Origin of the sequence: Spartinivicinus marinus, from assembly GCF_026309355.1 — a bacterium.
In the GTDB taxonomy this organism is placed as follows: Bacteria; Pseudomonadota; Gammaproteobacteria; order Pseudomonadales; family Zooshikellaceae; genus Spartinivicinus; species Spartinivicinus marinus.
This window is the reverse complement of record NZ_JAPJZK010000001.1, coordinates 3,093,625-3,118,885: the sequence shown is the minus strand read 5'-3', so window position 1 is coordinate 3,118,885 and position 25,261 is coordinate 3,093,625. Positions and strand designations below refer to the sequence as shown.

Below are 25,261 nucleotides of genomic sequence, written 5' to 3'. Positions count from 1 at the left end.
AAACATTATGAATACACAATCATCGCTTCCAATCAGTTTTGAGTTTTTCCCAGCAAAAACTGAAGCTGGTGCAGAAAAATTATTAAACACAGCTAAAAAACTAGCAGCCTCAAATCCGGAATTTTTTTCCGTTACTTATGGCGCAGCAGGTTCAACTCGTGATCGTACTGCAGGCACAGTATTTGACATTAAAAGCTTAACCAATATATCCACAGCACCTCATTTATCCTGCATCGGTGCAAATAAAAGTGAAATAGCTGAATTATTAGCGCTTTACCAAAAGCACGATATTAAGCGCATTGTTACTTTAAGAGGGGATTTACCATCCGGAATGGGACTAGCATCAGGTGAACTTAGATACGCTAATGAATTGGTTGAGTTTATTCGCGAACAAAGTGGCGATCAATTTTACTTAGAGGTTGCTGCCTACCCAGAAATTCATCCACAAGCACCCAATGCAGAAAAAGATTTAGAAAACTTTAAACGCAAGGTTGATGCAGGTGCCAACTCTGCTATCACCCAATATTTTTTCAATGCTGACAGCTATTTTTATTTTATCGAGCGTTGTCAAAAATTAAATATAGAAATACCGATCATCCCAGGGATAATGCCAATCACTAACTACACTAAACTGGCTCGTTTTAGCGACGCCTGCGGCGCAGAAATCCCCCGCTGGATTCGCAAACAACTAGAAGCATACGGGGATGATGCCACCAGCATCAAACAGTTTGGCGAACATGTAATCACCCAATTGTGCGAAAAACTAATCAGCCAAGGTGTACCAGGCATACACTTTTATACTCTAAATCAAGCTGAACCCAGTTTGGCTATTGTGGATAATTTGGGGTTAGGGAAATAAAGAGGCTGGTTCAACCAGCCTCTTTATCAACATCATTAGCCTACAGTCGATGTATAGTTATTACTGAGGCAAACAGACTGTAGCAAATGATTCACTAGTAGCGCCACAATAATCAGTTAAGCCACTCTCTACAAACTCTTCTTGTTCAAAGCCAGCCAATGCCTGCACTAAATCATCTATTTGGTCAGCAGTAAACTCTCTTTTACTTAAAGGTGGGCCTATCAAACTGCTATCTTTCTGACCATATGAGCCATTACCAAGAAGGGTGTCATTACCAGCACCACCTAAAAGGTAGTCTGAACCACCTGCACCTGAAAGATTGTTGTATTCATTTTCAGTCAGGTAGTCGAAATCGTCATTCTTTGTACTCAAATCAACTGTAGGTGTAGATTGAAAAAACTCATCAATTCTTGCAGTATCGCCATCACTCTTAGCTGTTATGGTTAATCCATATTCAATATTACCAAATAAGCTTTGGCTATCACTGTCATCAGATATTAAGTCTTTATTATTAGATTGATGATAGATAACTGCACCCAAACTAGTTATTTGAGAATCTGACTGGAAATTACTAGTTTCTATACTATCACTTATGCTAGCTACTGCTGCTATGTCACTATTACTCATATTTCTCTTTTTAAAATCTAAATATTCACAGAATCAGAACTGTAAAATAAATGCGACAAATAGAACATAGCTGATAACATTATATAACCAAATTTAACCAAATATCATCATGAATATCTACCTAGATATTGCTCCATTTAGCAACTACCAGACCTTCCTCGAATAATGCTCAAAAGCAGTGATCTTTTGATAGCCAACCTTTTCATATAAAGCTTTTGCTGCATTGTTATCCACTGCTGTTGCCAATTTCACCGTTAATGCATTTGTTTCTATAGCTAATTGCTGGGCTTGCTCTAACAAAGCCTCGGCAATACCTTGCTTACGGTAATCAGGATGCACATATAAGTCATTGAGATACCACATTCGCTTCATGGCTACTGATGAAAACGCAGGATAAAGCTGAGTGAACCCCACTGACTGGTTGTTAACTAGCGCTAAGTAGATGACCGAGTCTTCATTTACCAATCGCTCTTTGATAAAAGTTGTTGCTGCTGGTAAATCAGCGTCCTGCTTGTAAAATTGGCGGTATTTATCGAATAAATTTGATACTTGATTAAGTTCTTCGATAGTTACTTTTATTATTTCCATTCAATCCACCCTACAGGTTTCGTATTATTCACACAATATGACTCTAATAAGCAGTCACTTTTAACTATGAATATACTCCTACAGAATAGAATATTAATACAAGCAAAATCAGCAGCAGGTATAGCCTGTTTAATAAAAATAAGATTAACTGGTCTTAACCACCATCAACTCCAATTGCTTAGCGATACTTCTAGCCGCTGATGCTAAAGCAGCTAAATCGTCAGCAACTCGATATAAACAAACGGCATCCAGTGGATTAAGCTGATTTTCGAGGCTGTAGATAGCTTTTCGATTTTCTCTTAGCTGAGTTCTAGCGGCATCTTCTAAATCTTCTATTTCTTGGGTCATTTCAGCTATAATTTCTGCCTCTTTACCTTTGAAGCCGGTTTCTAATAAATAATCTAATTCGCCAACACACCGGTGTGCTAATATAGTCGTGTTTACTGTCACCTGAACAAACTGGCTTAACTGCTCTGTCATGCCTTCAGGTATAACTAATTGGCGGGAGATAATTCTGGTCGTAATATTATCAGCAATATTAGCAACCTCATCTTGATCATAAACCAGCTTAAATAATAATTCTCTAGGCACCGGCGTTAATATACCAGCAGGTAAACGGTGGAGAATTTCTTTTTTCAACTCGTCGGCTTCATGCTCTAGCTCATAAATATGTCGTTCTATCACAGCCGCTTCATCCCAATCATCACTTACAGCTGACTGCATAAATGTAGGGAGCAACTCCACACAGCTAAGCACTTTAACCATATGTTGTTGGATAGGATGGAAGGGGGAACGTGCAAAAAGATCAATAATAGCATTACGAAACATTAGACTTGCCCCTTCCTCTTATTCTTCATTGCTTTCTTTTAAGCTTAGCACTTGAATAAATGTTAGAAGGGGTAAGATGACTGTCAGAAAAACTCAACTTATCTGACAACCATCTAGTACCCTAATATGAAGGGTATATAGCTACCATACATTAATTATGGTGTGGGCAGCAGTATATACTCACAGCGAAGGGGTATAAAAATCATTCGCGAAGAGTTACTTAATCCAGATTGATTTAGTGTTCGTAAACTCTTTAATACCTTCTGCTGCAAGCTCTCGTCCATAACCAGAGCGTTTTATACCGCCAAAGGGTAAACGCACATCACTTTTTACCAAGCCATTAATAAAGGCGTTACCTACTTCTAGCGATAAAGCTAGCTGTTCTGCTCGCTCATTATCCTGACTCCAAACACTGGCTCCTAGCCCATAAGCACTGTCATTGGCTACTGCTATTGCTTCTTGTTCATCTGCCACTTCAATTATGCTGGCAACAGGTCCAAATATTTCTTCCTGATAAGCTAGCACACCAGGTTTTACATTAGCCAAAATTGAAGCCTGGTAGAAATTACCCTCTCCTTGCTCACAGCCCAATAGGCTAATAGCACCCTGCTTAAGAGAATAACTTACCTGTTGATGTAATTCTGAGCGCAAATCAGCTCGTGCCATGGGCGCTAAAGTGGTAGCAGAATCTAAAGGATCGCCCAAAGTTAGTTGACTAACCGCTTGTTTAAATTGTTCAACAAATTGATCGGCTATTGCTGATTGCACAATAAAGCGTTTAGCTGAAATACAGGTTTGTCCTGCATTCATATAACGAGATGTCACTGCCGTTGGAATAGTGATATTTAAATCGGCATCATCTAATACAATAAACGCATCAGACCCACCCAGTTCCATCACAGACTTTTTCAAGTTATACCCTGCTAATTTGGCAACTTGCCTCCCTGCTAATTCACTGCCTGTCAGTGCTACGCCTTTAATACGTTTATCAGCAATGATTTGCTCTACTTTATTTGAGCCTATCATTAAAGTGCGAAAACACCCTTCCGGTAAACCTGCTTCTTTTACTAATCGCTCAATAGCTAAAGCACATTGAGGCACATTAGAAGCATGTTTAAGCACAGCTGTATTACCAGCCATTAATACAGGAACTAAAAACCGAAAAACCTGCCAAAAAGGGAAATTCCATGGCATTACCGCCATAATAATTCCGAGTGGCTGATAAGTAATATAGCTGCGGCTAGCATCAGTAGCCACTTGCACCGGTGCTAACATTGGCTCAGCATTATCTGCATAATACTCACAAGCCAACGCACACTTATCAACTTCTGCCAACGCTTCTTTATAAAGCTTCCCCATTTCGCAAGTAATTAACTTTGCAAGTGAGTCACGTTGTTTTTTTAGTAGACTGGCTAGTCTTTTTAAAGCATCAGCTCTTTTACTATAAGTAAACTGACGCCAATGATTAAAAGCCTGATCAGCTTTAGTTATTGCTTGCTCCAAGCTGTTATTATCAAACACCTCGAATTCATCAAGCAGTTCTTGGTTAAAAGGATTAACTGACTGGAGCTTCATGCTGACTCCTCAACGGCCTTATTTCTTCTCACCAGTAATTCGCAAAACAATACCCCTAAAAGTTGACTCAAGCAAAACCCTTTTCAGATCAAGTGTGAACAAATAGTATTATTTGCCTACTATTAGACAACAATCGTTTTTTTAAGTTATATATGCTTCGTAAATGGTTTTGCATACATCAATAATGTTGATAAATCATTTGTGATGGGTATACCTTCAGGCATGATTTCTAGGTTTTGTTGCCTTTATTCCTCACCTAGAGATCACTCATATTGGTCATATATTCCACTTTTATGCGCCGCGTTATTCCTGTGAATAACTCATAGGCTATAGTGTCTGCCCACTCTGCTACCTCATGAGCTGGCAACTCCCCTCCTCCCCACAGTACCACTGGATCATTTAGTTGAACATTAGTCGCTACCGGGCGCAAGTCGACAGCCAACATATCCATTGAGACCCTTCCAATCAGTGGGCAGCGAACGCCATTGACTAACAAAGGAGTACCTGACCTGGCATGACGCGGGTAACCATCTCCATAACCAATGGCCACTACCCCCATATACATTGTTTCAGGCGCTTGATAGGTTGCTCCATATCCTACAGTATCTCCTTTTTTTATGGTTTTTATCGCAATTAGTGATGACTGTAGTGTCATTGCTGTTTGTAGTGCTGTAGCAGAATCAGGTTGTTTTTTCACAAATGGGGAGGCACCATACAGCATAATACCAGGCCTAACCCAACCCAGATAGGTTTCAGGCCAACCCAATACAGCAGCTGAGTTGGCTACGCTAACTGAGGCATTTAAAGGTTGCACCAGTTGCTTGAAGCGGGCTAATTGATCATGGGTCATGGGATCAGTCAGCTCATCTGCACTAGCCAAATGGGTCATGCAAATCACTTGTTGTACATTGGGCGAGTGGAGCAATTGCTGATAAGCAGTTAAATAATCATTTGCCGACAACCCTAAACGATGCATACCACTATCAAACTTCAACCACACATTAATCGGCTTACTTAAAGGTTCTGCAAGTAATGCCTGTAACTGCCATTGGTTATGTACAACACAAGCAAACTGTTGCTCAGCAATAACCGCCAATTCATCTTGGGTAAAAAAACCTTCTAGTAATAAGACTGGCTGACTAATACCAACCCTTCGCAGTTGCAAGGCTTCTTCAATACAAGCTACAGCAAAGCCATCAGCAATATCTTGCAATGCCAACGCTACAGCAGTTGCACCATGCCCATATGCATCTGCTTTAATGACAGCAAGTGCCGGCTGTTTGGTTAATTGCTTCGCTAACTGGTAGTTATGGCGAATGGCGGATAAATTAACTACCGCTTTGGTAGGACGACTCATTCAATTCAATTACCACATAAATCAGTTATTCAACTACTATTTACAGCTACCTTATTTACTGTAGCGACTAATTGCTAACCCTTCAGGATCAATTTCTGGTGTATTTCCTGTTATTTGGTCAGCTAGCAATTTGGCAGAACCACAGCACATAGTCCAGCCTAACGTACCATGTCCTGTATTTAAATATAAGTTAGTCAACGACGTTGAGCCGACCACTGGGGTTCCATCAGGCGTCATTGGTCGTAATCCTGCCCAAAACTCGCTGTCTGTCACATTGCCAGCATTGGGAAATAAATCTGATACTACATAGGCAAGCGTCTTGCGTCTCGCCTCCTGTAGAGAAAGGTCAAACCCTGCCAGCTCAGCTGTCCCTCCTACTCTTAGTCGCTGATCAAAACGAGTCACCGCCACTTTGTAGGTTTCATCCATTACCGTTGAGCAGGGTGCCATTTCAGTATTTTGGATAGGAATCGTCAGCGAATAACCTTTTACAGGATAAACAGGTAATTTGATCCCCAACCACGTTAATAAAGCTGGGCTGTAAGCGCCTAGCGCCACTACATAGCAGTCACCATCAATAACACCCTCTTCTAAGACCAGGTTCTTTACCTCAGTACTGGTTGCATTGATACCTAATATTTTTTTATTAAATAAAAAGGTGGCACCCAACTGTTTAGCCTGCTCCATCAATACCTGACTAAACAAATAGCAATCCCCAGTTTCATCATAGGGTAGCCGTAAGCCACCCACTATTTTATGTTGCTGATCACTTAGTGCTGGCTCAATATTAATACAACCTGCCACATCTAAACGCTCATAAGGCACTTGATACTGTTCAAGCACTTTGATGTCTTTATCAATTGCACGTAATTGTTTGGCTGTCCGAAACAACTGTAGTGTGCCTAGCTCTCGGCCTTCAAAATTTAACGCCAGGCTTTCTCTTAATGAAACTAGACACTGCTTACTATAAGTTGCTAGTCGTACCATTCTGGCTTTATTTATGGCATAACGCTTACTGGTACAATTCGCTAACATTTGCCATAGCCAGTGCAAGAATAAAGAGTCTAGTTGAGGGTGAATTACTAGGGGGGAGTGGCTTTGCAACATCCATTTTAAAGCTTTTAATGGAATACCTGGCGCTGCCCAAGGCGCTGAATAGCCAGGAGATATTTGCCCAGCATTAGCAAAGCTAGTTTCCAGTGCCGGCCCAGGCTGCCGATCAACAACGACAACCTGGTGACCTTGCTTTGCCAAATAATAAGCGGTTGTTACTCCAATAACACCACAGCCTAAAACGACTACTTTCACTATCCCCCCTATACAGAGCAATACAAGCCTACCACGTTCTTTTCTTTGTAATTGCACTCACATCGACTTGCAATAGTAAAACAAAACAATTACAACCTATTTGAACAGCTAATGTGGTGCTTTTTTAAAAAATAAATTACATTAAACTGTAACAATAACGACCAACTTAGATACCAATGAGAAATAAACGCGAAACCAGCCGTCAATTAGATCGAATTGATCGAAATATTTTGCGGATCTTACAAGAAGATGGTCGAATCTCCTATGTAGATTTGGCTGATCAGGTAGGCTTAAGCACCACCCCCTGTCTTGAGCGAGTCAAACGACTAGAGCGAGAAGGCTACATTGAAGGTTATGCCGCCAAATTAAACCCTCAATTACTACAAGCTGGATTATTAGTATTTGTTGAGATCAGTTTATATTCAAAGTCTGCAGATATCTTCGATGAGTTTCGCCGAGCAGTGATTAAACTTCCCCATGTTTTAGAGTGTCATTTAGTCTCTGGGGATTTTGACTACTTAATTAAAGCCCGTATATCAGAGATGGCTTCTTATCGAGAATTATTGGGCGATATTCTACTAAAGCTACCAGGTGTGAGGGAGTCAAAAAGTTATATTGTGATGGAAGAGCTTAAAGAAACCTTAACCATCCCGATCCTTGAAAATCCATCTTAAAATGCATCAATAAAGGCTTTTAATATGGGGAGGTGGGATTTTTTTATGCGTTTAAACTCAAAGCCTGCCCCAAAGTCACTGGAAAAGTTTGAGCCCTGGCACCACATACATTCAGCTTCGAAGTTAATCAATGTTCCTTGCTGTTTACCATCCGGCAACACAAACGATAATGCATACTGCTCAAAAGGATTTACCTGGTTAGAAGATAGCAGCATAAACCCTTTTATATTGATATCAAATACTTTGCCAAGAATATCTCCAGTTTGTTGACTTAACACTTCTATATGGCAGTTTTTTAGTCGCTTCCTTGGCAGACATCTTCGCTCATCATCTCGTTGGTGACCATCTGTCATCAGTTACTCCATAGAATTTACAGCTACTTATTTATAGTAGCTCTTAGATATAGCCAATTAAATGAAAGTATTAATTTACTTACCAATAATCTGACACTGCATGTCTAATAATAAGGATTACAAATCAACCAAGGCAAAATTACTATGATCAGGTGAAATATCCGGGCTAGAGTTACATAATGGTTAAAAGCCATAGCAGCATTAATGTGTTTAGCGGCAACGGAGGACCCCGTTATGTTTAAACGCATGACAACAGCGAGAGTCAACGACCTTCACTTTAAATATGATGAGGAAACTGGCTTAAAAGCGATTATTGCTATCCACAATACACTATTAGGCCCTGCACTCGGCGGCTGCCGGATTATTGAGTACCAAAATGCCGATCAAGCAATAGACGATGCTATCCGCTTAGCCAAAGGCATGAGTTATAAGGCAGCATTGGCAAATTTACCTCTGGGAGGGGGTAAGGCAGTTATCCTCAAACCCACCAAGATAAAAGACCGTGCGTTACTATTCGAAGCTTTTGGCCGCTTCGTCAATGAGTTGGGAGGCCGTTATATTACTGCTATGGATGCAGGTACTACCACTGAGGATATGGATGCCATCGCTAACCAAACCCAATATGTTACCTGTACTTCTACCGGTGGTAACCCAGCCCCTTATACCGCCCTTGGCGTATTTAACGGGATCAAATCCTGCTTACAACTAAAAGGACACCAGGCAACCAACCTTCAAGGCGTGCATGTAGCTATTCAAGGGCTGGGGAATGTTGGCTACGAGCTAGCCAGATTACTATATGAAAATGATGCTAGGCTCACTGTTGCAGATATCGATAAAGCCAAACTAGCCCGCTGTGTTAATGAGTTTAATGCCACTGCTGCAACAGCTGATGCCATTCATAAAGTTCATTGCGATGTCTTTAGCCCCTGTGGACTTGGCAGCATCCTCTCTAAACCAACTATCAATGAACTAAACTGCCAAGTAGTAGCAGGATCAGCTAATAATCAACTAGCTCTTCCCCATTGTGGTGAGTTTATTCACCAGCGGAATATTTTGTATGCGCCTGATTACTTAATCAATGCAGGAGGCTTGATGTTTGTTGCACTACAACACAAAGGCGCTAAGCTGGACGCCATTAAAAAGAAAATAGAGGAGATTGGCACAACCCTGCATACTCTGCTCAAGCGTTCAATTAGTCAAAATATACCCAGTAGCGAAATAGCCGATCATATGGCTGAAGAAGTACTTTACAGCTCCCAGTAGTCTAACAAGCCAGTTATCTAACAGGATAGTTTTTGGTGCCGGTCAATAACCCATGACCAGCCCCACGCTTGGTTTCTCAATAGATCTGAGACAACCACTAGCTTAATGATAAATATAAAAAAGGGGGATTACATGTCCCAAAGCAGTTTTTCCCAAAAGAGCATTTCTCAAACCAAAGTCATCATTGATTATGTTCAATACCTAAATGAGCACGCTGAACTCACCCAACCGTTACCAGAATGGGCAACTAAGCCTGACAAGCTGGTTTATTACTATCGAGAAATGGTGCAAGCCCGTCAGGCCGACCAAAAAGCCATTGCACTACAGCGGACAGGCCAACTAGGCACCTACCCCTCCACATTAGGTCAAGAAGCCATCGCGGTAATCATTGGCAGTGTGATGGCCAAAGATGATGTTTTTGTTCCCTATTACCGAGATCATGCCGCTATGGTAATACGGGGCATGAAGCAAGCCGATGTGTATCGTTATTGGGGAGGTGATGAGCGAGGCAGTGCCAACCCAGACTGCAAAGAAGACTTACCTTATTGTGTTCCCATCGCCACTCAAGTACCACATGCTGCTGGGGCAGCGGCGGCTATTAAGGTTCGTGGCCAGCAACGGGCTGTTCTCTGTACTTGTGGTGATGGCGGTACTTCTAAAGGTGACTTTTTAGAAAGTATTAATCTGGCGGGTATTTGGCAGCTGCCGCTGGTGTTTATTATTAACAATAACCAGTGGGCTATTTCAGTACCAAGAAGGCTTCAGTGTGGGGCACCCACTTTAGCGCAAAAAGGTATTGGTGCAGGCATTCCTGCCTTACAAGTCGATGGCAATGATGTTATTGCCCTCCACGAAGTTATTAATCAAGCCCTCCACCGAGCAAGAACCGGCAAAGGTGCCACCCTGATTGAAGCCATGAGTTATCGGCTCAGTGATCATACCACGGCTGATGATGCTACCCGCTACAGAAATGCAGAAGAGCTTAAAACCGGCTGGTCTAAAGAACCCATTAAGCGACTACAGCAATACTTGCATAGCCATGGTTGGTGGGATGAACAAAAAGAGCAACGCCTCCAGGCTCAAGTTGCAGACCATGTACAGCAATCAGTTGATGAATACTTAAAAACACCCTTGCCTCCTGTCAGCGATTTATTTACACATCACTACCAAACAGCACCAGTCAGTTTGACAGAGCAACAAATGGCAATGGAAGCCAAAGTTACCAAAGGAGGTGGTCATGACTGATAAAATCACCTTAGTGGAAGCCGTTAATCAAGCACTACACCACGCCATGACCAATGACCCAGATGTAGTAGTACTTGGCGAAGATGTAGGAGTCAATGGTGGCGTTTTCCGAGCGACCCAGGGGCTTAAAGAACAATTTGGCTTTAGACGAGTAATGGACACCCCTTTAGCCGAAGCACTGATTGCGGGAGTCAGTATTGGCATGGCTACCCAAGGGCTAAAACCTGTCGCAGAAATTCAGTTTATGGGCTTTATCTTCCCAGCCCTTGAACAGCTCATGTGCCACGCCGCTCGAATGCGAAATCGCACCCGTGGCCGACTCACCTGCCCGTTGGTGGTGCGTGCACCCTTTGGTGGCGGTATTCATGCACCAGAGCATCACTCCGAAAGCACCGAAGCCTTGTTTGCCCATATTCCAGGTTTTCGAGTAGTAATCCCTTCTTCTCCCAAACGGGCTTATGGTCTCTTGCTGGCAGCCATTCAAGACCCTGACCCAGTGCTGTTTTTTGAACCTAAACGTATTTATCGAGCATCTAAGCAAGTCGTCCCTAATGACGGTGAGCCCTTGCCTCTGGATATCTGCTTCACCTTAAAAGAAGGCCACGATGTCACGCTGATCAGCTGGGGCGCCTCGGTTCAGGAAACCCTGCAAGCAGCCAAGCAACTAGAAGAAACTGGTATCTCTGCTGAAGTCATTGATCTTGCTTCTATTAAACCCATTGACTACGACACCATCCTTGCCTCAGTCCAAAAAACCGGCCGTTGTGTCATTGTCCACGAAGCAGCCCGAACTGGTGCTGTTAGCGCTGATATTGCTGCAGAAATTAGCTATCACGCGGCTGTTGAGTTAGAAGCGCCTGTAGAGCGAGTCACTGGTTATGACATCACCATGCCTTACTACCGTATGGAGCAATATTACATTCCTAGCAAAGGCGACATCATCAATGCAGTAAATAAGACCATGGAGCAAGCATGAGATTTTTTAAATTACCCGATCTTGGTGAAGGTATCCCCGAAGCAGATATAGTGAAATGGCATATAAAGCCTGGTGAGCAGATAAAAGAAGATCAAATACTCGTATCTGTAGAAACAGCTAAAGCGATTGTTGAAGTGCCTTCCCCCCAGTCAGGTGTGATTGCCAAGCTTTTTGTCAATGAAGGGGACACCATCCATACGGGTGAGCCATTAGTGGAATTTGCTAATGAGGAAGATGAAGATACAGGCACCGTTGTAGGTGAAATCAAGCAAGCTACAGAAGGTGATAACGAAGAAGATGAATTCATTATCGGTGCATCACCCAGCACTAGCCGTCAAGCACAGATAAGAGCTACTCCAGCAGTACGAGCCCTAGCGAGGCGCCTAAATATTGACCTTTCAACCGTTAAGGCAACAGGAGCCAATCAGTTTATCAGCACCGAAGATGTCGAGCGGGCAGCCCGTTTGAACTCCATATTGGGTAGCCAGGCAGAGCCACTGACCGGTGTTAGAAAGCATATGGCTAAAAACATGACACTGGCTCATCAGGAAATTGTGCCTGTTACCCTATTTGATGATGCAGACATTAATCATTGGCAGCCCAAAGAAGATATGACCATCCGCCTGGTAAAGGCACTCGCTCAGGCTTGCACAATAGTACCCCATTTAAATGCCTGGTTTGATGGCGAGCGAATGGCCCGTCGGCTTCATAAAAAAGTGGATGTAGGTATCGCCGTTGATACTCCACAAGGATTATTTGTTCCCGTGTTACGAGATGTAGCAAATCGTGATGAAGCTGACTTGCGTAAAGGGTTGAACCGCCTGCGCAAAGATGTTGAGGCAAGAACCATCCCTCCATCAGAGCTACAAGGTGCTACACTTACTCTAAGTAATTTCGGCACCATTTCTGGCCGTTATGCTAGCCCGATTGTAGTGCCGCCTACTGTTTGTATATTAGGCACTGGACGTGTCAGAAGAGAGCCTGTCGCAATAAATAACGAGATAGTTATACATAAAATAATGCCTTTATCTCTGACTTTTGATCATCGCGCTGTGACAGGGGGAGAAGCGGCCCGATTTCTGCAGGCAATTAAAACTGAGCTAGAAAGTTAAGTTCTAATTGCTTCGCAATATTCATAACTTTTTTATTAACAATTTAATAAATCATAAGTCTAAGGGTTTGATGGATTTGGAATTTTAATTACTTACATGTCAGCGGGTGAATATAATGGATATATTTAGTTCTATTAAAAGTCGTTATGAGTCTATTCAAGAAGAAGAATTAAACCTACAAGAATACTTAGAACTTTGTAAAAAAGACCGAATGGCATATGCCAATGCAGCTGAACGCATGTTAGCTGCCATTGGAGAACCAGAGTTAACAGATACTTCTCGAGACCCTCGACTAAGCCGCATATTTTCAAATAAATTACTAAAAAGATATCCAGCATTCGCTGAGTTTTATGGCATGGAAGAGTGCATAGAACAAATTGTTGCTTATTTTAAACATGCTGCCCAAGGATTGGAGGAAAAGAAACAAATCCTTTACTTATTAGGTCCTGTTGGTGGGGGTAAATCTTCGTTAGCTGAAAGACTTAAAAACTTAATGGAGCACATTCCTTTTTATGCCATTAAAGGTTCACCTGTATTTGAATCCCCATTAGGTTTATTCAACCCATTGGAAGACGGCAATATTCTGAAAGAAGAATATGGAATTCCGAAACGATACTTAAAAGGTGTTATGTCTCCTTGGGCAGTAAAACGTTTAAAAGAATATGGCGGGGATATTTCAAAATTTAAAGTAGTGCGTTTATATCCTTCTATTCTTAACCAAATTGCGATTTCTAAAACCGAGCCAGGTGATGAAAATAACCAAGACATCTCTACCCTAGTGGGAAAAGTCGATATTAGACAACTTGAAGAGTATGCTCAACATGACCCAGATGCTTACAGCTTTTCTGGCGGTTTGTGCCGTGCGAACCAAGGTATGTTAGAATTTGTAGAAATGTTTAAAGCCCCAATCAAAGTTCTTCACCCTCTACTAACAGCTACTCAAGAAGGTAACTATAACAGCACTGAAGGTATGGGCGGTTTACCTTTCGAAGGAATTATTTTGGCTCACTCTAACGAATCAGAGTGGCAAAGCTTTAAAAACAATAAAACTAATGAAGCATTTATTGACCGGGTATATATCGTCAAGGTGCCTTACTGTGTACGCGTTACCGAAGAAGTTCGCATTTATGAAAAATTACTGCATAATAGTTCTTTATCTGACTCACCATGTGCACCTGACACGTTGCGTATGCTAGCCCAGTTCTCTGTATTATCTCGGATTAAAGAGCCAGATAATTCCAATATTTTTTCTAAAATGAAGGTCTATGACGGCCAAAACCTTAAAGATACCGACCCCAATGCCAAATCATTACAGGAATATCATGACTCTGCTGGAGTAGATGAAGGAATGGAAGGTTTATCTACAAGGTTTGCCTTTAAAATATTGTCGAAAGTTTTTAACTTTGATCCCAGCGAAATTGCTGCAAACCCAGTTCATTTACTCTATGTATTAGAACAGCAAATTGAGCAACAACAATATGCTCCTGAGGTTCAAGAACGTTATTTACGTTTTATTAAAGAGTTTCTAGCTCCAAAATACATCGAATTCCTTGGTAAAGAAATTCAAACTGCTTATCTTGAGTCTTATTCTGAATATGGCCAAAATATTTTTGACCGTTACATTACCTATGCTGATTTCTGGATTCAAGATCAAGAATACCGTGACCCTGAAACAGGTGACATACTTAATCGACAAGCAATCAATGATGAATTAGAAAAAATCGAGAAGCCCGCAAATATTGCTAATCCAAAAGATTTTCGAAACGAAATTGTTAATTTTGTATTACGAGCACGAGCTAACAATAAAGGTAAAAATCCAAGTTGGCTCAGCTACGAAAAAATGCGCGCTGTTATTGAGAAGAAAATGTTCTCAAATACTGAAGATTTACTGCCAGTAATTTCTTTTAATGCTAAAGCGTCAAATGAAGATCAGCGCAAGCACAACGAGTTTGTAAAACGCATGATTGAAAGAGGTTATACCGAAAAACAAGTCAGACTACTTTCAGAGTGGTATATCAGAGTAAGAAAATCACAATAATTGGTTGAGTTAACCGGCAGGTAAGTCCATGAGTCATATTATAGATAGACGCCTCAACGGTAAAAATAAAAGCACGGTTAACCGCCAGCGTTTTCTGCACCGTTATAAAAAACATATTAAACGGGCAGTGGCCGACGCAGTTAACAAGCGAAGTATTACCGATGTAGAAAGCGGAAGCCAAATTACCATACCTGATAAGGATCTATCTGAGCCTATCTTTCACCATGGTAGGGGTGGGCAAAATACCATTGTTCACCCAGGTAATAAAGAATTTATCAAAGGCGATAAAATTCGTCGCCCAGAAGCAGGTGGCGGTTCTGGGAGCGGTTCTGGACGCGCAAGCAATCAAGGTGAAGGCATGGATGAGTTTACCTTCCAGATTAACCACGATGAATTTCTTGAATACATGTTTGAGGATTTAGAATTACCTCACCTAGTAAAAAAACAGTTGAAAGAGTCCACAGCCTACAAGTTTAGGCTGGCAGGTTTCACCAGCAAGGGAACACCAGAAAAACTTAATATCATTCGTTCATTGCGAAGCGCTCATGCCCGACGAATTGCTTTGTCTGGTTCTAGTCGTAAAGAAATTCGCGAACTTAAGCGTGAACTACGGGAAATGGAAGTCAACCCTGGTGCTTATGATGAAATTCGTGCCAAAGAGATCAAAGACCGCATTCGTGAATTAAACATAAAGCTCAGGCGCTTGCCCTTTATTGATGAGTTTGACTTAAAATATAATAACTATATAAAAACCCCCGTACCAAGCACCAAAGCCGTGATGTTCTGTGTAATGGATGTTTCTGGCTCCATGACCCAGGAAATAAAAGACATTGCCAAGCGGTTTTTTATTTTGCTCTACCTGTTTTTAAAACGAACCTATAAAGAAATAGACGTTGTTTTTATTCGCCATCACACCTCAGCCAAAGAAGTGGATGAAAATGATTTTTTCTATTCCCGAGAAACAGGCGGAACCATTGTTTCCAGCGCTTTAGAGTTAAGCCGAGATGTGATTAAAGAGCGCTACCCTGTCCAAGACTGGAATATCTACGTTGCCCAAGCATCCGATGGTGATAACTGGGAAGGTGATTCTACTATTTGTAGTGACATTCTGGTGAATCACATTATGCCTCTGGTTCAATATTTTGCTTATGTCGAAATTACCGACCGGCACCACCAGAACTTGTGGCGAGAATACGAAAAAATTGTAGAAGACTTTCCAGAAACCTTTGCCATGCAACAAATCAAGTCGGTTAATGATATATACCCAGTCTTCCGGCAATTATTCGAAAGGAAGGAAGCATGAAAAAGAAGCAACCTATTTCAACAGGCTCTGAATGGACTTTCGAATTAATTGAAAAATATGACCAGGAAATCGGCCGGGTTGCCGAGCACTACCAATTGGATACATACCCTAACCAAATAGAAGTGATTAGTTCTGAACAAATGATGGATGCCTATGCTTCAACAGGTATGCCATTAATGTATAGCCATTGGTCTTTCGGCAAACAGTTTTTAAATACACAGCAGAACTACCGTCGTGGTTATATGGGGCTAGCTTACGAAATTGTTATTAATTCCTGCCCCTGCATTGCCTATTTAATGGAAGAAAACACCATGACCATGCAAGCACTGGTTATTGCCCATGCTAGTTATGGTCATAATTCCTTTTTTAAAGGCAACTATTTATTCCGTACTTGGACTGATGCCACTTCAATAGTCGATTATTTATTATTTGCTAAAAATTATATTAGTAAATGCGAAGAACGCTATGGTATTGATGCTGTTGAAGACTTAGTCGACTCTTGCCATGCTTTAATGAATTATGGTGTTAACCGCTATAAAAGGCCAACACCACTTTCAACAGAAGAAGAAAAAGCCCGACAACAAGAGCGAGAAGAATATCGCCAGCGCCAGTTAAATGAACTTTGGAATACTATTCCCAAGCAGGAACCAAAAGGAAAAGGTAAAAAAGAAAAGCGTTTTCCTGACGATCCTGAAGAAAATATCCTTTATTTCTTTGAAAAAAATGCGCCATTATTAGAAACATGGCAACGGGAAGTTATTCGAATTATTCGCAAAATTGCTCAGTACTTTTATCCACAACGACAAACTCAGGTAATGAATGAAGGTTGGGCCTGCTTTTGGCACTATACCATTTTGCATCATTTGCATGCAGAAGGTCTGGTAACTGATGGGTTCATTATGGAAATGCTGCACTCTCACTCCAATGTGGTGTTTCAACCTAGTTTTGATGACCCTCGCTATTCTGGCATTAACCCCTATACGCTCGGTTTTCATATGATGACGGATATTCGTCGTATTTGTGAAAAACCAACGGAAGAAGATAAACACTGGTTTCCTGATATCGCCGGTTCAAATTGGCTTGAAACCATGCATTTTGCAATGAAAAATTTCAAAGACGAAAGCTTTATACTGCAGTTTTTGTCCCCGAAAGTCATTCGAGACTTAAAACTGTTTTCCATTAGAGATGATGAAAACTTACCTTACCTGGAAGTTGAAGCTATTCACAATGATGAAGGATACCGGATAGTACGGGAAGCCTTAGCTGCTCAATATAACCTGGGCAATCGAGAGCCTAATATTCAAGTATACAATGTTGATGTAAGAGGAGACCGCTCTCTTTCACTGCGCCATTATCAGCATCAACAGCGTCCTTTAGGAAAAACCACTCCAGAAATGTTGAAGCACATCCATAACCTATGGGGGTTTGACGTACATCTAGAGTCAATCAGAGATAAAAAGGTACATAGCAGTTACCACTGCCCGCCTAAAGAGGTGGAAGAAGAAAAGTCCCTAATCGAGCTGACATAGCCAACCCTTCCCTATCGTTAAGTACAATCATTTCTTTCGCTTAAAGGCTGTGCAAGCCTTTAGGCCAAACCATCTTAACAAAACCACGATTATATCCTTTATGGTTTTGTTCACATACTTCCAGCAACAATTTACCTTCAGCCGCTTTACTCATTAGTGTCTTTTAGCAATCATTAAAATGGTAAAAACCACTACATTTGACTTACTTCTCCACCGATTAATTAATAAACCAACTTCACAGTAACCTATTGAACATGATTACAAAACACTCAGAATTACATTTAAATTAGTGCTGAGTATTTTCATTTCTTACTTTGTCCAATAAATAATGTTGCACTTATTTTTAAAACGCTGTATCACAATCGTTAAAATTATTGAATAAGCACTCTATGAAACTCCCCTGTGCTTAGAACGAGAGACAGTACTAAGGCTTAGTAAGAAGGTAATACCATGAAAAATATATCCGTCGCCACCATAGCTGGTCTGGTGCTAATCATTTTATCTGGCTGCCAAGCAGCAACTAAAAAACCAGCTGGATCAGAAGAAAATACAGACCAAACTGAACTAGTTGAAATTTGGGAGTTTGAACGATCTCACATTTTAAAATGGACGCTTTGGAGTTATGACAGTGAAATTGATCTTTCGTCAATTTCTGATCAGGATGAAAGCGTAATTCAGCAAGCATTTGCTGACTTTGGCGAAGGAGAGTATCGTCAATGGCGCAACCAAAAACTAGGCACCTTTGGATTTTCTGCTGGTAGCACTTATACCAATAGTGAAGGAGAAGCTTGTCGTAATTACTCTATTTCCGTTGAAATAGATAGCAATGGTTCTATCACTCGCGAATCTCGCCCCGCTATTGCCTGCCTGCAAAGTAGTAATAAATGGGAGTTTAAGCGGTCTATTCTTTAAACTGGTTCTACAGCCAATTGAACTGTAGACAGTAAAAAGCGATAGCGCTTCTGTTAACATGGGCACTCATTCTGAGAGATTGCCCATCAACACAATAACGGACCTCTGTTTTATTAAAACAAAGAAAACTCTCAATGAGATGCCCTGAGTGCAACACACCGATTGTAGTAGATAGGCTAAAAAAGTCCGCACTAGAAAATCTATCTTTTAGTAATGAGTTTTCCTGCCCCAAATGTGTTGCAGCGCTTCAAGTTACAAACCATAAAAATCTCTTTTTAGGTATAGCCCTTGCTCTAACGAGCGTCATTGCAACTCATTTAATATGGCCAGCTTCATTCAAAAATATTGTCTTCAATAAAAAAAATAAATAACTTATTAAAAAGCGCTCTGCACTTTTAGCTTTTTAGAGGCAAATGCCCTACTTTTACATAGATCAGCGCACCCTCTTTTTTAGTACACGGTGTATGCCGACTATAAGGTGGGTTACGCAGCCAAGTACCAGCTGGGTAAACTCCCTCTTCATCATAGAAAGTCCCTTCTAACACCAAAATTTCCTCTCCCCCTGGATGGATATGCTGCTTAAACTGAGTATTTGGAGCCCACTTGACCAGAGCTGTCTTTTCTCCTTGAAACTCATGCAGAGGCATTACAGTTAAGCCTACTACCAATCCAGGATGCCAGCTTTGAGTTTGAGTATTAATTCTGACTAGGCTTGTATCAGCCGGATCAAACTGATGTAACTTAACAAAAATTAATGCTCCATCCTCACCTACCTGTGGTGAATGAGAGGTACCAATTGGGTTACGTATATAACTTCCCGCAGGATACTGTCCATGCTCATCAACAAATATCCCCTCAATAACAAATATCTCCTCCCCTCCTGTATGTATATGATCCGTAAAAGAGCTATTAGGCTCATAGCGAACTAATGAGGTTGCCCTACCAGCTTCCATACCAACTCGATCAAGCATCATCCTAGTAACACCTTTTACTGGCGACTCAACCCATTGATAGCTATCGGTACTAATCACTATTCGCTTACTGAAATCTGCATTTACTTTTGAGCATTGTGCAAAAGTTGATTCATTACTCATTTTTCCTTCCTTTGTTGTAAGTCTAATAGCACTTCTATTGGGCTTTCTATTATTGGGCTTTCTATCGAGCTTAAGCTACAGACAACAACCTGCTTAGCCTATCTATCTATAGATAGATATTATGGTCACCCTTTATCTCAGTCAATTAAATTAAGAGAGTTCGCTTTAACAGCTTGTACCAACTTAACTGGCTGTAAGAATGAAAGTGAAAAAGCAGCAGAACAAGGAAAAAGCCCCTAACACTCCATGTCGTGTACTTTTGAAACAAAAGGAAAAATATTCCAATAATTTTCTATATAGGTATAGACCGAAATGAATTTAGGGAGTATTATCGAGCAAGCAAAAAAAAGCCCTAGCGTATTAGGAGGGATGCTAGGGCGTGAAAGTGTACCAATTAGGAGTCAAGCGAGTAACTTAACTGCGTGTAAGTGTATCAGCTGAAGAAAAATACAAAATTCGTAGTTGTACCCACTACATTGTGGAAACTACCTACAAGCGAGTAATAACAAACATACAAACTCTCTCTTCTTTAGATAGCCAGTACTGAACATACAGCACTGGCTTTTTTCTTTGCTGCTTTTCTACCATAGATAAGGCCACCTCACCCTCTACACCGACTACCCAAAAACCATTCGCGAAAGCTACACCTCCAGGTGTATAATTTTTTGTTTTCGATAAGCCTATATTAGATAACTGCAAATGCCATGAGTAAAACCAGAGTATTAACAGGGATTACCACCACAGGGACTCCTCACCTAGGAAACTATGTAGGGGCCATCCGCCCTGCAATTGAAGCCAGTAAGCAAGACGATGTACAGTCTTACTACTTTTTGGCCGATTATCACGCTATTGTAAAAGCCCGTGATCCTGAAAGGATTCATCAGTCTACTAAAGAAATTGCAGCAACCTGGTTAGCATTTGGCTTAGATACCGATAAGGCTTGTTTTTATCGTCAGTCTGATATTCCAGAAATTATGGAGTTGAACTGGATCATTTCCTGCCTCACAGCTAAAGGCCTGATGAATCGGGCTCATGCATACAAAGCCGCGGTACAACTAAATGACGACGAAGGCTCAAGTGACCCTGATAAAGGCATCACTATGGGGCTGTTTGGTTATCCCGTATTAATGGCTGCAGACATTTTGGTGCTAAACGCACAAAAAGTACCTGTAGGCAAAGACCAAATTCAACACCTGGAAATGACTAGAGATATTGCAGGGCGAATGAACCATCACTACAAAGTTGGCTTCAACCTACCTGATGCAGTCGTTGATGTAGACTCAGCAGTACTGAGTGGGCTTGATGGACGGAAAATGAGTAAAAGCTATGACAATACTATTCCGTTATTTGTGCCAGAGAAAAAGCTGCGCAAGCTAATTATGAAAATTAAAACCAATTCTTTGGAACCAGGTGAGCCTAAAAACCCGCATAGCTGTACTTTGTTTGAGATCTACAGCGCCTTTGCCACGGAAGAGGAAATCCAAGCCAAACGCGCGCAATACGAAGCAGGTGCTGCTTGGGGTGAGCTAAAACAAGAGTTGTTTGAGTACTTAAACAATCACCTTAAAGAGCCAAGAGCCAAGTATGAAGAGCTGCTAAATAACCCTGATTATATTGAAGATATTTTAAATAAAGGTGCAGCCAAAGCTCGGGCCGAAACCACTCCTCTTTTAGAAAAGATCCGCCACTCAATTGGTATTAGACCAATTAATGTGTAAGAGCCTGTATTTTATAAACCAGCAGCTTGAAGTATTGCTACCAAGCCGCCGGTTTATACTATAGCTGCAATATATTACTTCACCATTTCCAATACTAAATCTGCTTTATTTTCGCTGCCTTTAGTTAAGACACTGTATCGCTGTGTATTAATAAACAAAAGCTTACCATTAACCGTTATATTCGCTTGCACTGCATAATCATGGGTTGGCTTAATCTCTTTCGGTTCATAAGACAAACTGTAGTGAATAGGTACCTGCTTACCTGTGTAGGTTTGCTCGCTAATCACTATTGCAGGTGCATCTTGCAAAGAGACATCAACCAGCTGCACCTCTACAACAGCTTCTTTAGGTAAGGCAATTCGCTGTAAATAGGAGACAGAGCCAGTAACAACGCTAGAGGCCTTTTCAGCTGTCAGCTCTGCAGCAGCAGATAAATTACTTACAAAGGGTAATATAGCAGCAAACAAATACACTAAATGTCGCCTCATAAGCTCCTCTCATTAGTTTCAGTGGCTATTAGTCTGAGAACATGCTGAATTAACTATTGTTCCGAGATTAGACATCAGACTTTTATGATAGTTGGGTATTGTGATCTAAAATTCTTTATTAGAGGAGCCCTTATAATTAATCAGCTTAATTTTTTGCTGACGAGAGAGCCGCTTAATACTGCTTTCCCGTTTGGTTGCGCTTGAGCGGTCATGGCCCGATTCAATATAAATAGGTTTTACAGGCTTGCGGCCCTTCAGGTATTTAGCACCTGTTCCTGCATTATGCTGACTTATTCTTCTCTCCAAATTATTGGTAATACCTGTGTATAAAGTATTATCTGCACATTCTACTATATAAACTAACCAATCTTTTTTTGATATTTTCATCAGCAACTTAAAAGCTCACCATAAAAAACGGCTATATACCATTCTCTTTAGTTGGTATATAGCCGTTTTAATAAAAAAGATATACAAGTATATATCTTTTTTAGAAGCTACCGTCTCTATTTGTCAATAATCAAGTTATTATCATCCAATAGATTAGTAAGAATGACATTTGAGTCCATAGTTCCATATTGAGCAGACAGGTCAACATCTTTTAAGATAATTTTATAAGTCACATCTCCGTTGGCTTCTGGACTGACATCAATTGTTGTTGAGCCATTTGCAAAGTTAAGAGTCAAATACTCGTCCAGTGGGTTATTTTCCTCATCAACTAACAAGTCTTTTAGGTTTAATGAGTCCCCTTCAGTCACATCAAATTGATCAATCATATCCACAACAGGATTAGCAGCTGTTGCTTTACTAGGACCAAAGTAAAACTCATCCTTTTGAGAAGTGGTAATAGGGCTAGGGTTAACAACATCAACCGTAAAATCAACCTGGTTACCCTTTTCTCCTGTAGCATCAACACCAATGATTGAAATGCTAAGTTCACCGGCATTCAAAGTGGCATTATCTTTAATATATAACTCGCCGTTTTCCTCTACTACCAGGTCTTTATCTTTACCAGAAATTTCATATCTTTCAAAATTACCTTCTGGATCAGTTTCAGATAAAGTACCAATAAACACTTTAGAAGAAGTACTTCCAGCCTCCAATAATGTTAGGCTGCTATCTAAATCGATAGTAGGCGGTTGTTCATCTGTAATGCAAACAGTGACATCTTCGGTTACCGACTTTCCTGTCTCACTCGTGACGGTCACCCGAAGCGTATCTGTATTAGGGACACACTCAAAGTTCAATAACCCATTAGCCTTTGTTGCTTCTCCAAGGGCCGTTAAGGTAATGACACCTGTAACGGAGTCAATACTAAAATAGCCGTCTTTACTGGTTTGCGTACCATTTTCAAACTTGAAGGTCAGCTTGCCTGAACCGCTTGCTTCAACTTTACCAACTTCTTTACCGGCAACACTATTTTCTTTTAAATAAAACTTCTGTTGATCTTTGATATCTGGAACGTTACCAGGAACAACGTCAACGCTAAAATCAACTTGATTACTGGTTAAGCCGCCTTCATCTATACCCACAATCGAAATATTGATTGTCCCTACGTTTAAAGTAACCCCAGGCTTTAGCTGTAGCATGTCGCCTGAAATTTCAACCAGGTCTTTATCCTTGCCTGTAATAACGTAGTGGTCGAAATTATTATCAGGGTCAACGGCTTTTAAAGTACCAATCTTGATGGGATTAGCGGTATCAATACATTCATCTAAAACCGTTAGTTGGCTAGTGAGGTCAATTGTGGGCGGCTCATTAACATCTGTAATACAAACAGTGACATCTTCGGTTACGGACTTCCCTGCCTCATTCGTAACTGTCACCCGCAACGTGTCCACATTAGGAGCACATTCAAAGTTCAGTAGCCCATTAGCGTTTGTGGCAGCGCCAAGGGCTGTTAAGGTAATAACACCCGTTACAGCATCAATACTAAAGTACCCATCTTTACTGGTTTGCGTGCCATTTTCAAACTTGAAAGTTAGATTGCCTGATCCATTGGCTTTAACAGTACCAACTGCTGTACCTGCGGCACTATTTTCTTCTAAATAAAACTTCTGTTGGTCTTCAATATCTGGAACGTTACCAGCCACAACATCAACGCTAAAATCAACTTGATTACTGGTTAAACCACCTTCATCTATACCCACAATCGAAATATTGATTGTGCCTACGTTTAAAGTAACCCCAGGCTTAAGCTGTAGCATGTCGCCTGAAATTTCAACCAGGTCTTTATCTTTACCCGTAATGATGTAGTGACTGAAATTATCATCAGGATCAACGGCTTTTAAAGTACCAATCTTGATAGGGTTAGACGTATCAATACATTCATCTAAAACCGTTAGTTGACTATTTAAATCAATAGTAGGCGGCTCATTAACATCGGTAATACAAATATTAACTGCTTCACTGGTTGAATTACCTGCACTGTCTGTTACTTGTACCCAAACAGTCGCCATATTTGGATCGCTTTCAAAATCAAGCAGCCCATTTTGATTAGTTTCCGAGCCAAGTAACGTTAAATATATTATGCCGGTATCTGGATCAATTTCAAAATAACCATCCTGGCTAATTAACGAACCATTCTCAAAACTGAATTTAATTCCATTTCCAGTTGGATCAGTAGCCTTTACCTTGCCAACCTCAGTACTTGACTGACTATTTTCAGGTAAATAAAACTTATTAGTAGTTATATCGGGCGTTTCTGGATCTACTGGATCTACTGGATCTACTGGATCTACTGGATCTACCGGATCTACCGGATCTACCGGATCTGTTGGACCATCTGGTGCTTCCTCTTCACCTGTATTATTTTCATCATCATCGTCATCAACAAAACCTGCAACTGGTCCACCAATAAAAGGAGCAGTATCAAAACCTGCTGTCGCAATTGTTGAACCTCCATCTCTATCAATAACAGGAAATTCAGGAGATCCTTCATTTTCTTCAATTGCAGGTGGTGCAGTATTTTTTGGGCCAGCAGCAGTAGGAGGTAATAATTTTGTGGGGTCAGCACCTAAATCGATAGCTGCAATGATTGATTTAGCATCTACAACAGACTCTGGTACATAATGGGGTTCAGCAGTATAAACCGACTCATCAAGTAAAACTCTATCCCCTGGACCTAAAGTAACATAACCATTGCTTTCAAAAAACTCTATGTGAACCGTGCCAGAAATTACTGTGATTTTATCATTTTTAAAAATATTATCATCAGTGTGTAAAATTCTTTGCGTGCCATTTTCAGATGTTGCAATTGCTTTTCCTGAAACTCCTTTTACTTCACCAATAATAACTGTCGAATCGTTCAGATTATTTTGTGAATTATTTAACCCCTGTTGATCCTTCATAATAATTAATTAACCTCCATCAACTGAATTGTGTTGTCTGGGGCTAATATTTAATTAAGGGGTAAAA

General features: G+C 40.8%; 22 protein-coding genes. 11 read left to right on the top strand and 11 right to left on the bottom strand.

All coding sequences use genetic code 11. The features are described 5' to 3' along the window. Nucleotides 1-7 precede the first annotated feature (7 nt). Nucleotides 8-859, top strand: a complete 852-nt coding sequence (gene metF, locus OQE68_RS14065; RefSeq protein ID WP_180570451.1) for a methylenetetrahydrofolate reductase [NAD(P)H] — start codon at nt 8-10, stop codon at nt 857-859. Nucleotides 860-919: 60 nt separating this feature from the next. Here the strand turns inward: metF and OQE68_RS14060 are convergent, their stop codons facing one another. From OQE68_RS14060 to OQE68_RS14035, 6 genes are all read right to left on the bottom strand, one after another. After that, complete coding sequence (locus tag OQE68_RS14060) at nt 920-1,486, bottom strand: hypothetical protein (protein WP_180570452.1); 567 nt, start codon at nt 1,484-1,486, stop codon at nt 920-922. 144 nt (nt 1,487-1,630) lie between these two features. Continuing rightward, complete coding sequence (locus OQE68_RS14055; protein ID WP_180570453.1) at nt 1,631-2,074, bottom strand: GNAT family N-acetyltransferase; 444 nt, start codon at nt 2,072-2,074, stop codon at nt 1,631-1,633. Nucleotides 2,075-2,218: 144 nt separating this feature from the next. Continuing rightward, nucleotides 2,219-2,902, bottom strand: coding sequence for a TIGR00153 family protein (locus tag OQE68_RS14050; protein ID WP_180570454.1), 684 nt, complete (start codon nt 2,900-2,902; stop codon nt 2,219-2,221). Between the two features lie 216 nt (nt 2,903-3,118). Beyond that, nucleotides 3,119-4,477 carry an NAD-dependent succinate-semialdehyde dehydrogenase gene (locus OQE68_RS14045; protein WP_180570455.1) on the bottom strand — a complete coding sequence of 453 codons (1,359 nt, stop codon included), beginning with the start codon at nt 4,475-4,477 and terminating at the stop codon, nt 3,119-3,121. A 256-nt stretch (nt 4,478-4,733) separates the two neighbouring features. Further along, nucleotides 4,734-5,834 (bottom strand): alanine racemase, encoded by a 1,101-nt coding sequence (gene alr / locus OQE68_RS14040; protein ID WP_180570456.1) that lies wholly within the window; start codon nt 5,832-5,834, stop codon nt 4,734-4,736. A 51-nt stretch (nt 5,835-5,885) separates the two neighbouring features. Beyond that, entirely contained in the window at nt 5,886-7,142 is a 1,257-nt protein-coding gene (locus tag OQE68_RS14035; protein WP_180570457.1) for a D-amino acid dehydrogenase, read from the bottom strand. A 176-nt stretch (nt 7,143-7,318) separates the two neighbouring features. Between OQE68_RS14035 and lrp the strand changes: the two genes are divergently transcribed. Further along, nucleotides 7,319-7,816 (top strand): leucine-responsive transcriptional regulator Lrp, encoded by a 498-nt coding sequence (lrp, locus tag OQE68_RS14030; protein ID WP_180570458.1) that lies wholly within the window; start codon nt 7,319-7,321, stop codon nt 7,814-7,816. Here the strand turns inward: lrp and OQE68_RS14025 are convergent. Continuing rightward, on the bottom strand, nt 7,813-8,169 hold the full coding sequence (locus OQE68_RS14025; RefSeq protein ID WP_180570459.1) for a PilZ domain-containing protein: 357 nt from the start codon (nt 8,167-8,169) through the stop codon (nt 7,813-7,815). The two genes, lrp and OQE68_RS14025, sit on opposite strands and share 4 nt — an antisense overlap. A gap of 234 nt (nt 8,170-8,403) precedes the next feature. Here OQE68_RS14025 and OQE68_RS14020 point away from each other — a divergent pair, with 234 nt between their 5' ends. The 8 genes from OQE68_RS14020 (at nt 8,404) to OQE68_RS13985 (ending at nt 18,547) form a co-directional block, all read left to right on the top strand. After that, nucleotides 8,404-9,432 carry a Leu/Phe/Val dehydrogenase gene (locus OQE68_RS14020; RefSeq protein WP_180570460.1) on the top strand — a complete coding sequence of 343 codons (1,029 nt, stop codon included), beginning with the start codon at nt 8,404-8,406 and terminating at the stop codon, nt 9,430-9,432. Between the two features lie 132 nt (nt 9,433-9,564). Continuing rightward, nucleotides 9,565-10,677, top strand: a complete 1,113-nt coding sequence (pdhA, locus tag OQE68_RS14015; protein ID WP_180570461.1) for a pyruvate dehydrogenase (acetyl-transferring) E1 component subunit alpha — start codon at nt 9,565-9,567, stop codon at nt 10,675-10,677. Next, entirely contained in the window at nt 10,670-11,653 is a 984-nt protein-coding gene (locus tag OQE68_RS14010; protein WP_180570462.1) for an alpha-ketoacid dehydrogenase subunit beta, read from the top strand. The genes pdhA and OQE68_RS14010 overlap by 8 nt, the downstream gene beginning before the upstream one ends. Beyond that, nucleotides 11,650-12,765, top strand: a complete 1,116-nt coding sequence (locus tag OQE68_RS14005) for a dihydrolipoamide acetyltransferase family protein (protein ID WP_180570463.1) — start codon at nt 11,650-11,652, stop codon at nt 12,763-12,765. The genes OQE68_RS14010 and OQE68_RS14005 overlap by 4 nt, the downstream gene beginning before the upstream one ends. 115 nt (nt 12,766-12,880) lie before the next feature. After that, entirely contained in the window at nt 12,881-14,803 is a 1,923-nt protein-coding gene (locus OQE68_RS14000) for a PrkA family serine protein kinase (protein WP_180570464.1), read from the top strand. Between the two features lie 28 nt (nt 14,804-14,831). After that, a complete protein-coding gene (locus tag OQE68_RS13995) occupies nt 14,832-16,106 on the top strand; it encodes a YeaH/YhbH family protein (protein WP_180570465.1) in 1,275 nt (424 codons plus the stop codon). Next, entirely contained in the window at nt 16,103-17,635 is a 1,533-nt protein-coding gene (locus OQE68_RS13990) for a SpoVR family protein (protein ID WP_180570466.1), read from the top strand. Before OQE68_RS13995 ends, OQE68_RS13990 begins: the two co-directional genes overlap by 4 nt. 450 nt (nt 17,636-18,085) lie before the next feature. Further along, complete coding sequence (locus OQE68_RS13985) at nt 18,086-18,547, top strand: hypothetical protein (protein WP_180570467.1); 462 nt, start codon at nt 18,086-18,088, stop codon at nt 18,545-18,547. A 395-nt stretch (nt 18,548-18,942) separates the two neighbouring features. Here OQE68_RS13985 and OQE68_RS13980 read toward each other — a convergent pair whose 3' ends face one another. Beyond that, on the bottom strand, nt 18,943-19,641 hold the full coding sequence (locus OQE68_RS13980) for a cupin domain-containing protein (RefSeq protein WP_180570468.1): 699 nt from the start codon (nt 19,639-19,641) through the stop codon (nt 18,943-18,945). 704 nt (nt 19,642-20,345) lie between these two features. Between OQE68_RS13980 and OQE68_RS13975 the strand changes: the two genes are divergently transcribed. Next, on the top strand, nt 20,346-21,359 hold the full coding sequence (locus OQE68_RS13975; RefSeq protein ID WP_180570469.1) for a tryptophan--tRNA ligase: 1,014 nt from the start codon (nt 20,346-20,348) through the stop codon (nt 21,357-21,359). Between the two features lie 74 nt (nt 21,360-21,433). On the opposite strand, the gene OQE68_RS13970 is transcribed toward OQE68_RS13975, so the two are convergent. From OQE68_RS13970 to OQE68_RS13960, 3 genes are all read right to left on the bottom strand, one after another. Then, nucleotides 21,434-21,847, bottom strand: coding sequence for a YbaY family lipoprotein (locus tag OQE68_RS13970; RefSeq protein ID WP_180570470.1), 414 nt, complete (start codon nt 21,845-21,847; stop codon nt 21,434-21,436). A 105-nt stretch (nt 21,848-21,952) separates the two neighbouring features. After that, the gene (locus OQE68_RS13965) at nt 21,953-22,234 is read right to left on the bottom strand and encodes a GIY-YIG nuclease family protein (RefSeq protein ID WP_180570471.1); all 282 of its coding nucleotides are present in this window, start codon (nt 22,232-22,234) and stop codon (nt 21,953-21,955) included. Nucleotides 22,235-22,350: 116 nt separating this feature from the next. Then, nucleotides 22,351-25,194 carry a retention module-containing protein gene (locus OQE68_RS13960; protein ID WP_180570472.1) on the bottom strand — a complete coding sequence of 948 codons (2,844 nt, stop codon included), beginning with the start codon at nt 25,192-25,194 and terminating at the stop codon, nt 22,351-22,353. Nucleotides 25,195-25,261 lie beyond the last annotated feature (67 nt).

Bases quoted from the DNA above. Each gene is read 5' to 3' on its own strand.
- metF (WP_180570451.1), top strand. From the start codon at position 8: ATGAATACACAATCATCGCTTCCAATCAGTTTTGAGTTTTTCCCAGCA.
- OQE68_RS13995 (WP_180570465.1), top strand. From the start codon at position 14,832: ATGAGTCATATTATAGATAGACGCCTCAACGGTAAAAATAAAAGCACG.
- OQE68_RS13970 (WP_180570470.1), bottom strand. From the start codon at position 21,847: ATGAGGCGACATTTAGTGTATTTGTTTGCTGCTATATTACCCTTTGTA.
- OQE68_RS14060 (WP_180570452.1), bottom strand. From the start codon at position 1,486: ATGAGTAATAGTGACATAGCAGCAGTAGCTAGCATAAGTGATAGTATA.
- OQE68_RS14045 (WP_180570455.1), bottom strand. From the start codon at position 4,477: ATGAAGCTCCAGTCAGTTAATCCTTTTAACCAAGAACTGCTTGATGAA.
- alr (WP_180570456.1), bottom strand. From the start codon at position 5,834: ATGAGTCGTCCTACCAAAGCGGTAGTTAATTTATCCGCCATTCGCCAT.
- OQE68_RS14005 (WP_180570463.1), top strand. From the start codon at position 11,650: ATGAGATTTTTTAAATTACCCGATCTTGGTGAAGGTATCCCCGAAGCA.
- OQE68_RS14055 (WP_180570453.1), bottom strand. From the start codon at position 2,074: ATGGAAATAATAAAAGTAACTATCGAAGAACTTAATCAAGTATCAAAT.
- OQE68_RS13960 (WP_180570472.1), bottom strand. From the start codon at position 25,194: ATGAAGGATCAACAGGGGTTAAATAATTCACAAAATAATCTGAACGAT.
- OQE68_RS13975 (WP_180570469.1), top strand. From the start codon at position 20,346: ATGAGTAAAACCAGAGTATTAACAGGGATTACCACCACAGGGACTCCT.
- OQE68_RS13990 (WP_180570466.1), top strand. From the start codon at position 16,103: ATGAAAAAGAAGCAACCTATTTCAACAGGCTCTGAATGGACTTTCGAA.
- lrp (WP_180570458.1), top strand. From the start codon at position 7,319: ATGAGAAATAAACGCGAAACCAGCCGTCAATTAGATCGAATTGATCGA.
- OQE68_RS14010 (WP_180570462.1), top strand. From the start codon at position 10,670: ATGACTGATAAAATCACCTTAGTGGAAGCCGTTAATCAAGCACTACAC.
- OQE68_RS14020 (WP_180570460.1), top strand. From the start codon at position 8,404: ATGTTTAAACGCATGACAACAGCGAGAGTCAACGACCTTCACTTTAAA.
- pdhA (WP_180570461.1), top strand. From the start codon at position 9,565: ATGTCCCAAAGCAGTTTTTCCCAAAAGAGCATTTCTCAAACCAAAGTC.
- OQE68_RS14050 (WP_180570454.1), bottom strand. From the start codon at position 2,902: ATGTTTCGTAATGCTATTATTGATCTTTTTGCACGTTCCCCCTTCCAT.
- OQE68_RS14000 (WP_180570464.1), top strand. From the start codon at position 12,881: ATGGATATATTTAGTTCTATTAAAAGTCGTTATGAGTCTATTCAAGAA.
- OQE68_RS13965 (WP_180570471.1), bottom strand. From the start codon at position 22,234: ATGAAAATATCAAAAAAAGATTGGTTAGTTTATATAGTAGAATGTGCA.
- OQE68_RS13985 (WP_180570467.1), top strand. From the start codon at position 18,086: ATGAAAAATATATCCGTCGCCACCATAGCTGGTCTGGTGCTAATCATT.
- OQE68_RS13980 (WP_180570468.1), bottom strand. From the start codon at position 19,641: ATGAGTAATGAATCAACTTTTGCACAATGCTCAAAAGTAAATGCAGAT.
- OQE68_RS14025 (WP_180570459.1), bottom strand. From the start codon at position 8,169: ATGACAGATGGTCACCAACGAGATGATGAGCGAAGATGTCTGCCAAGG.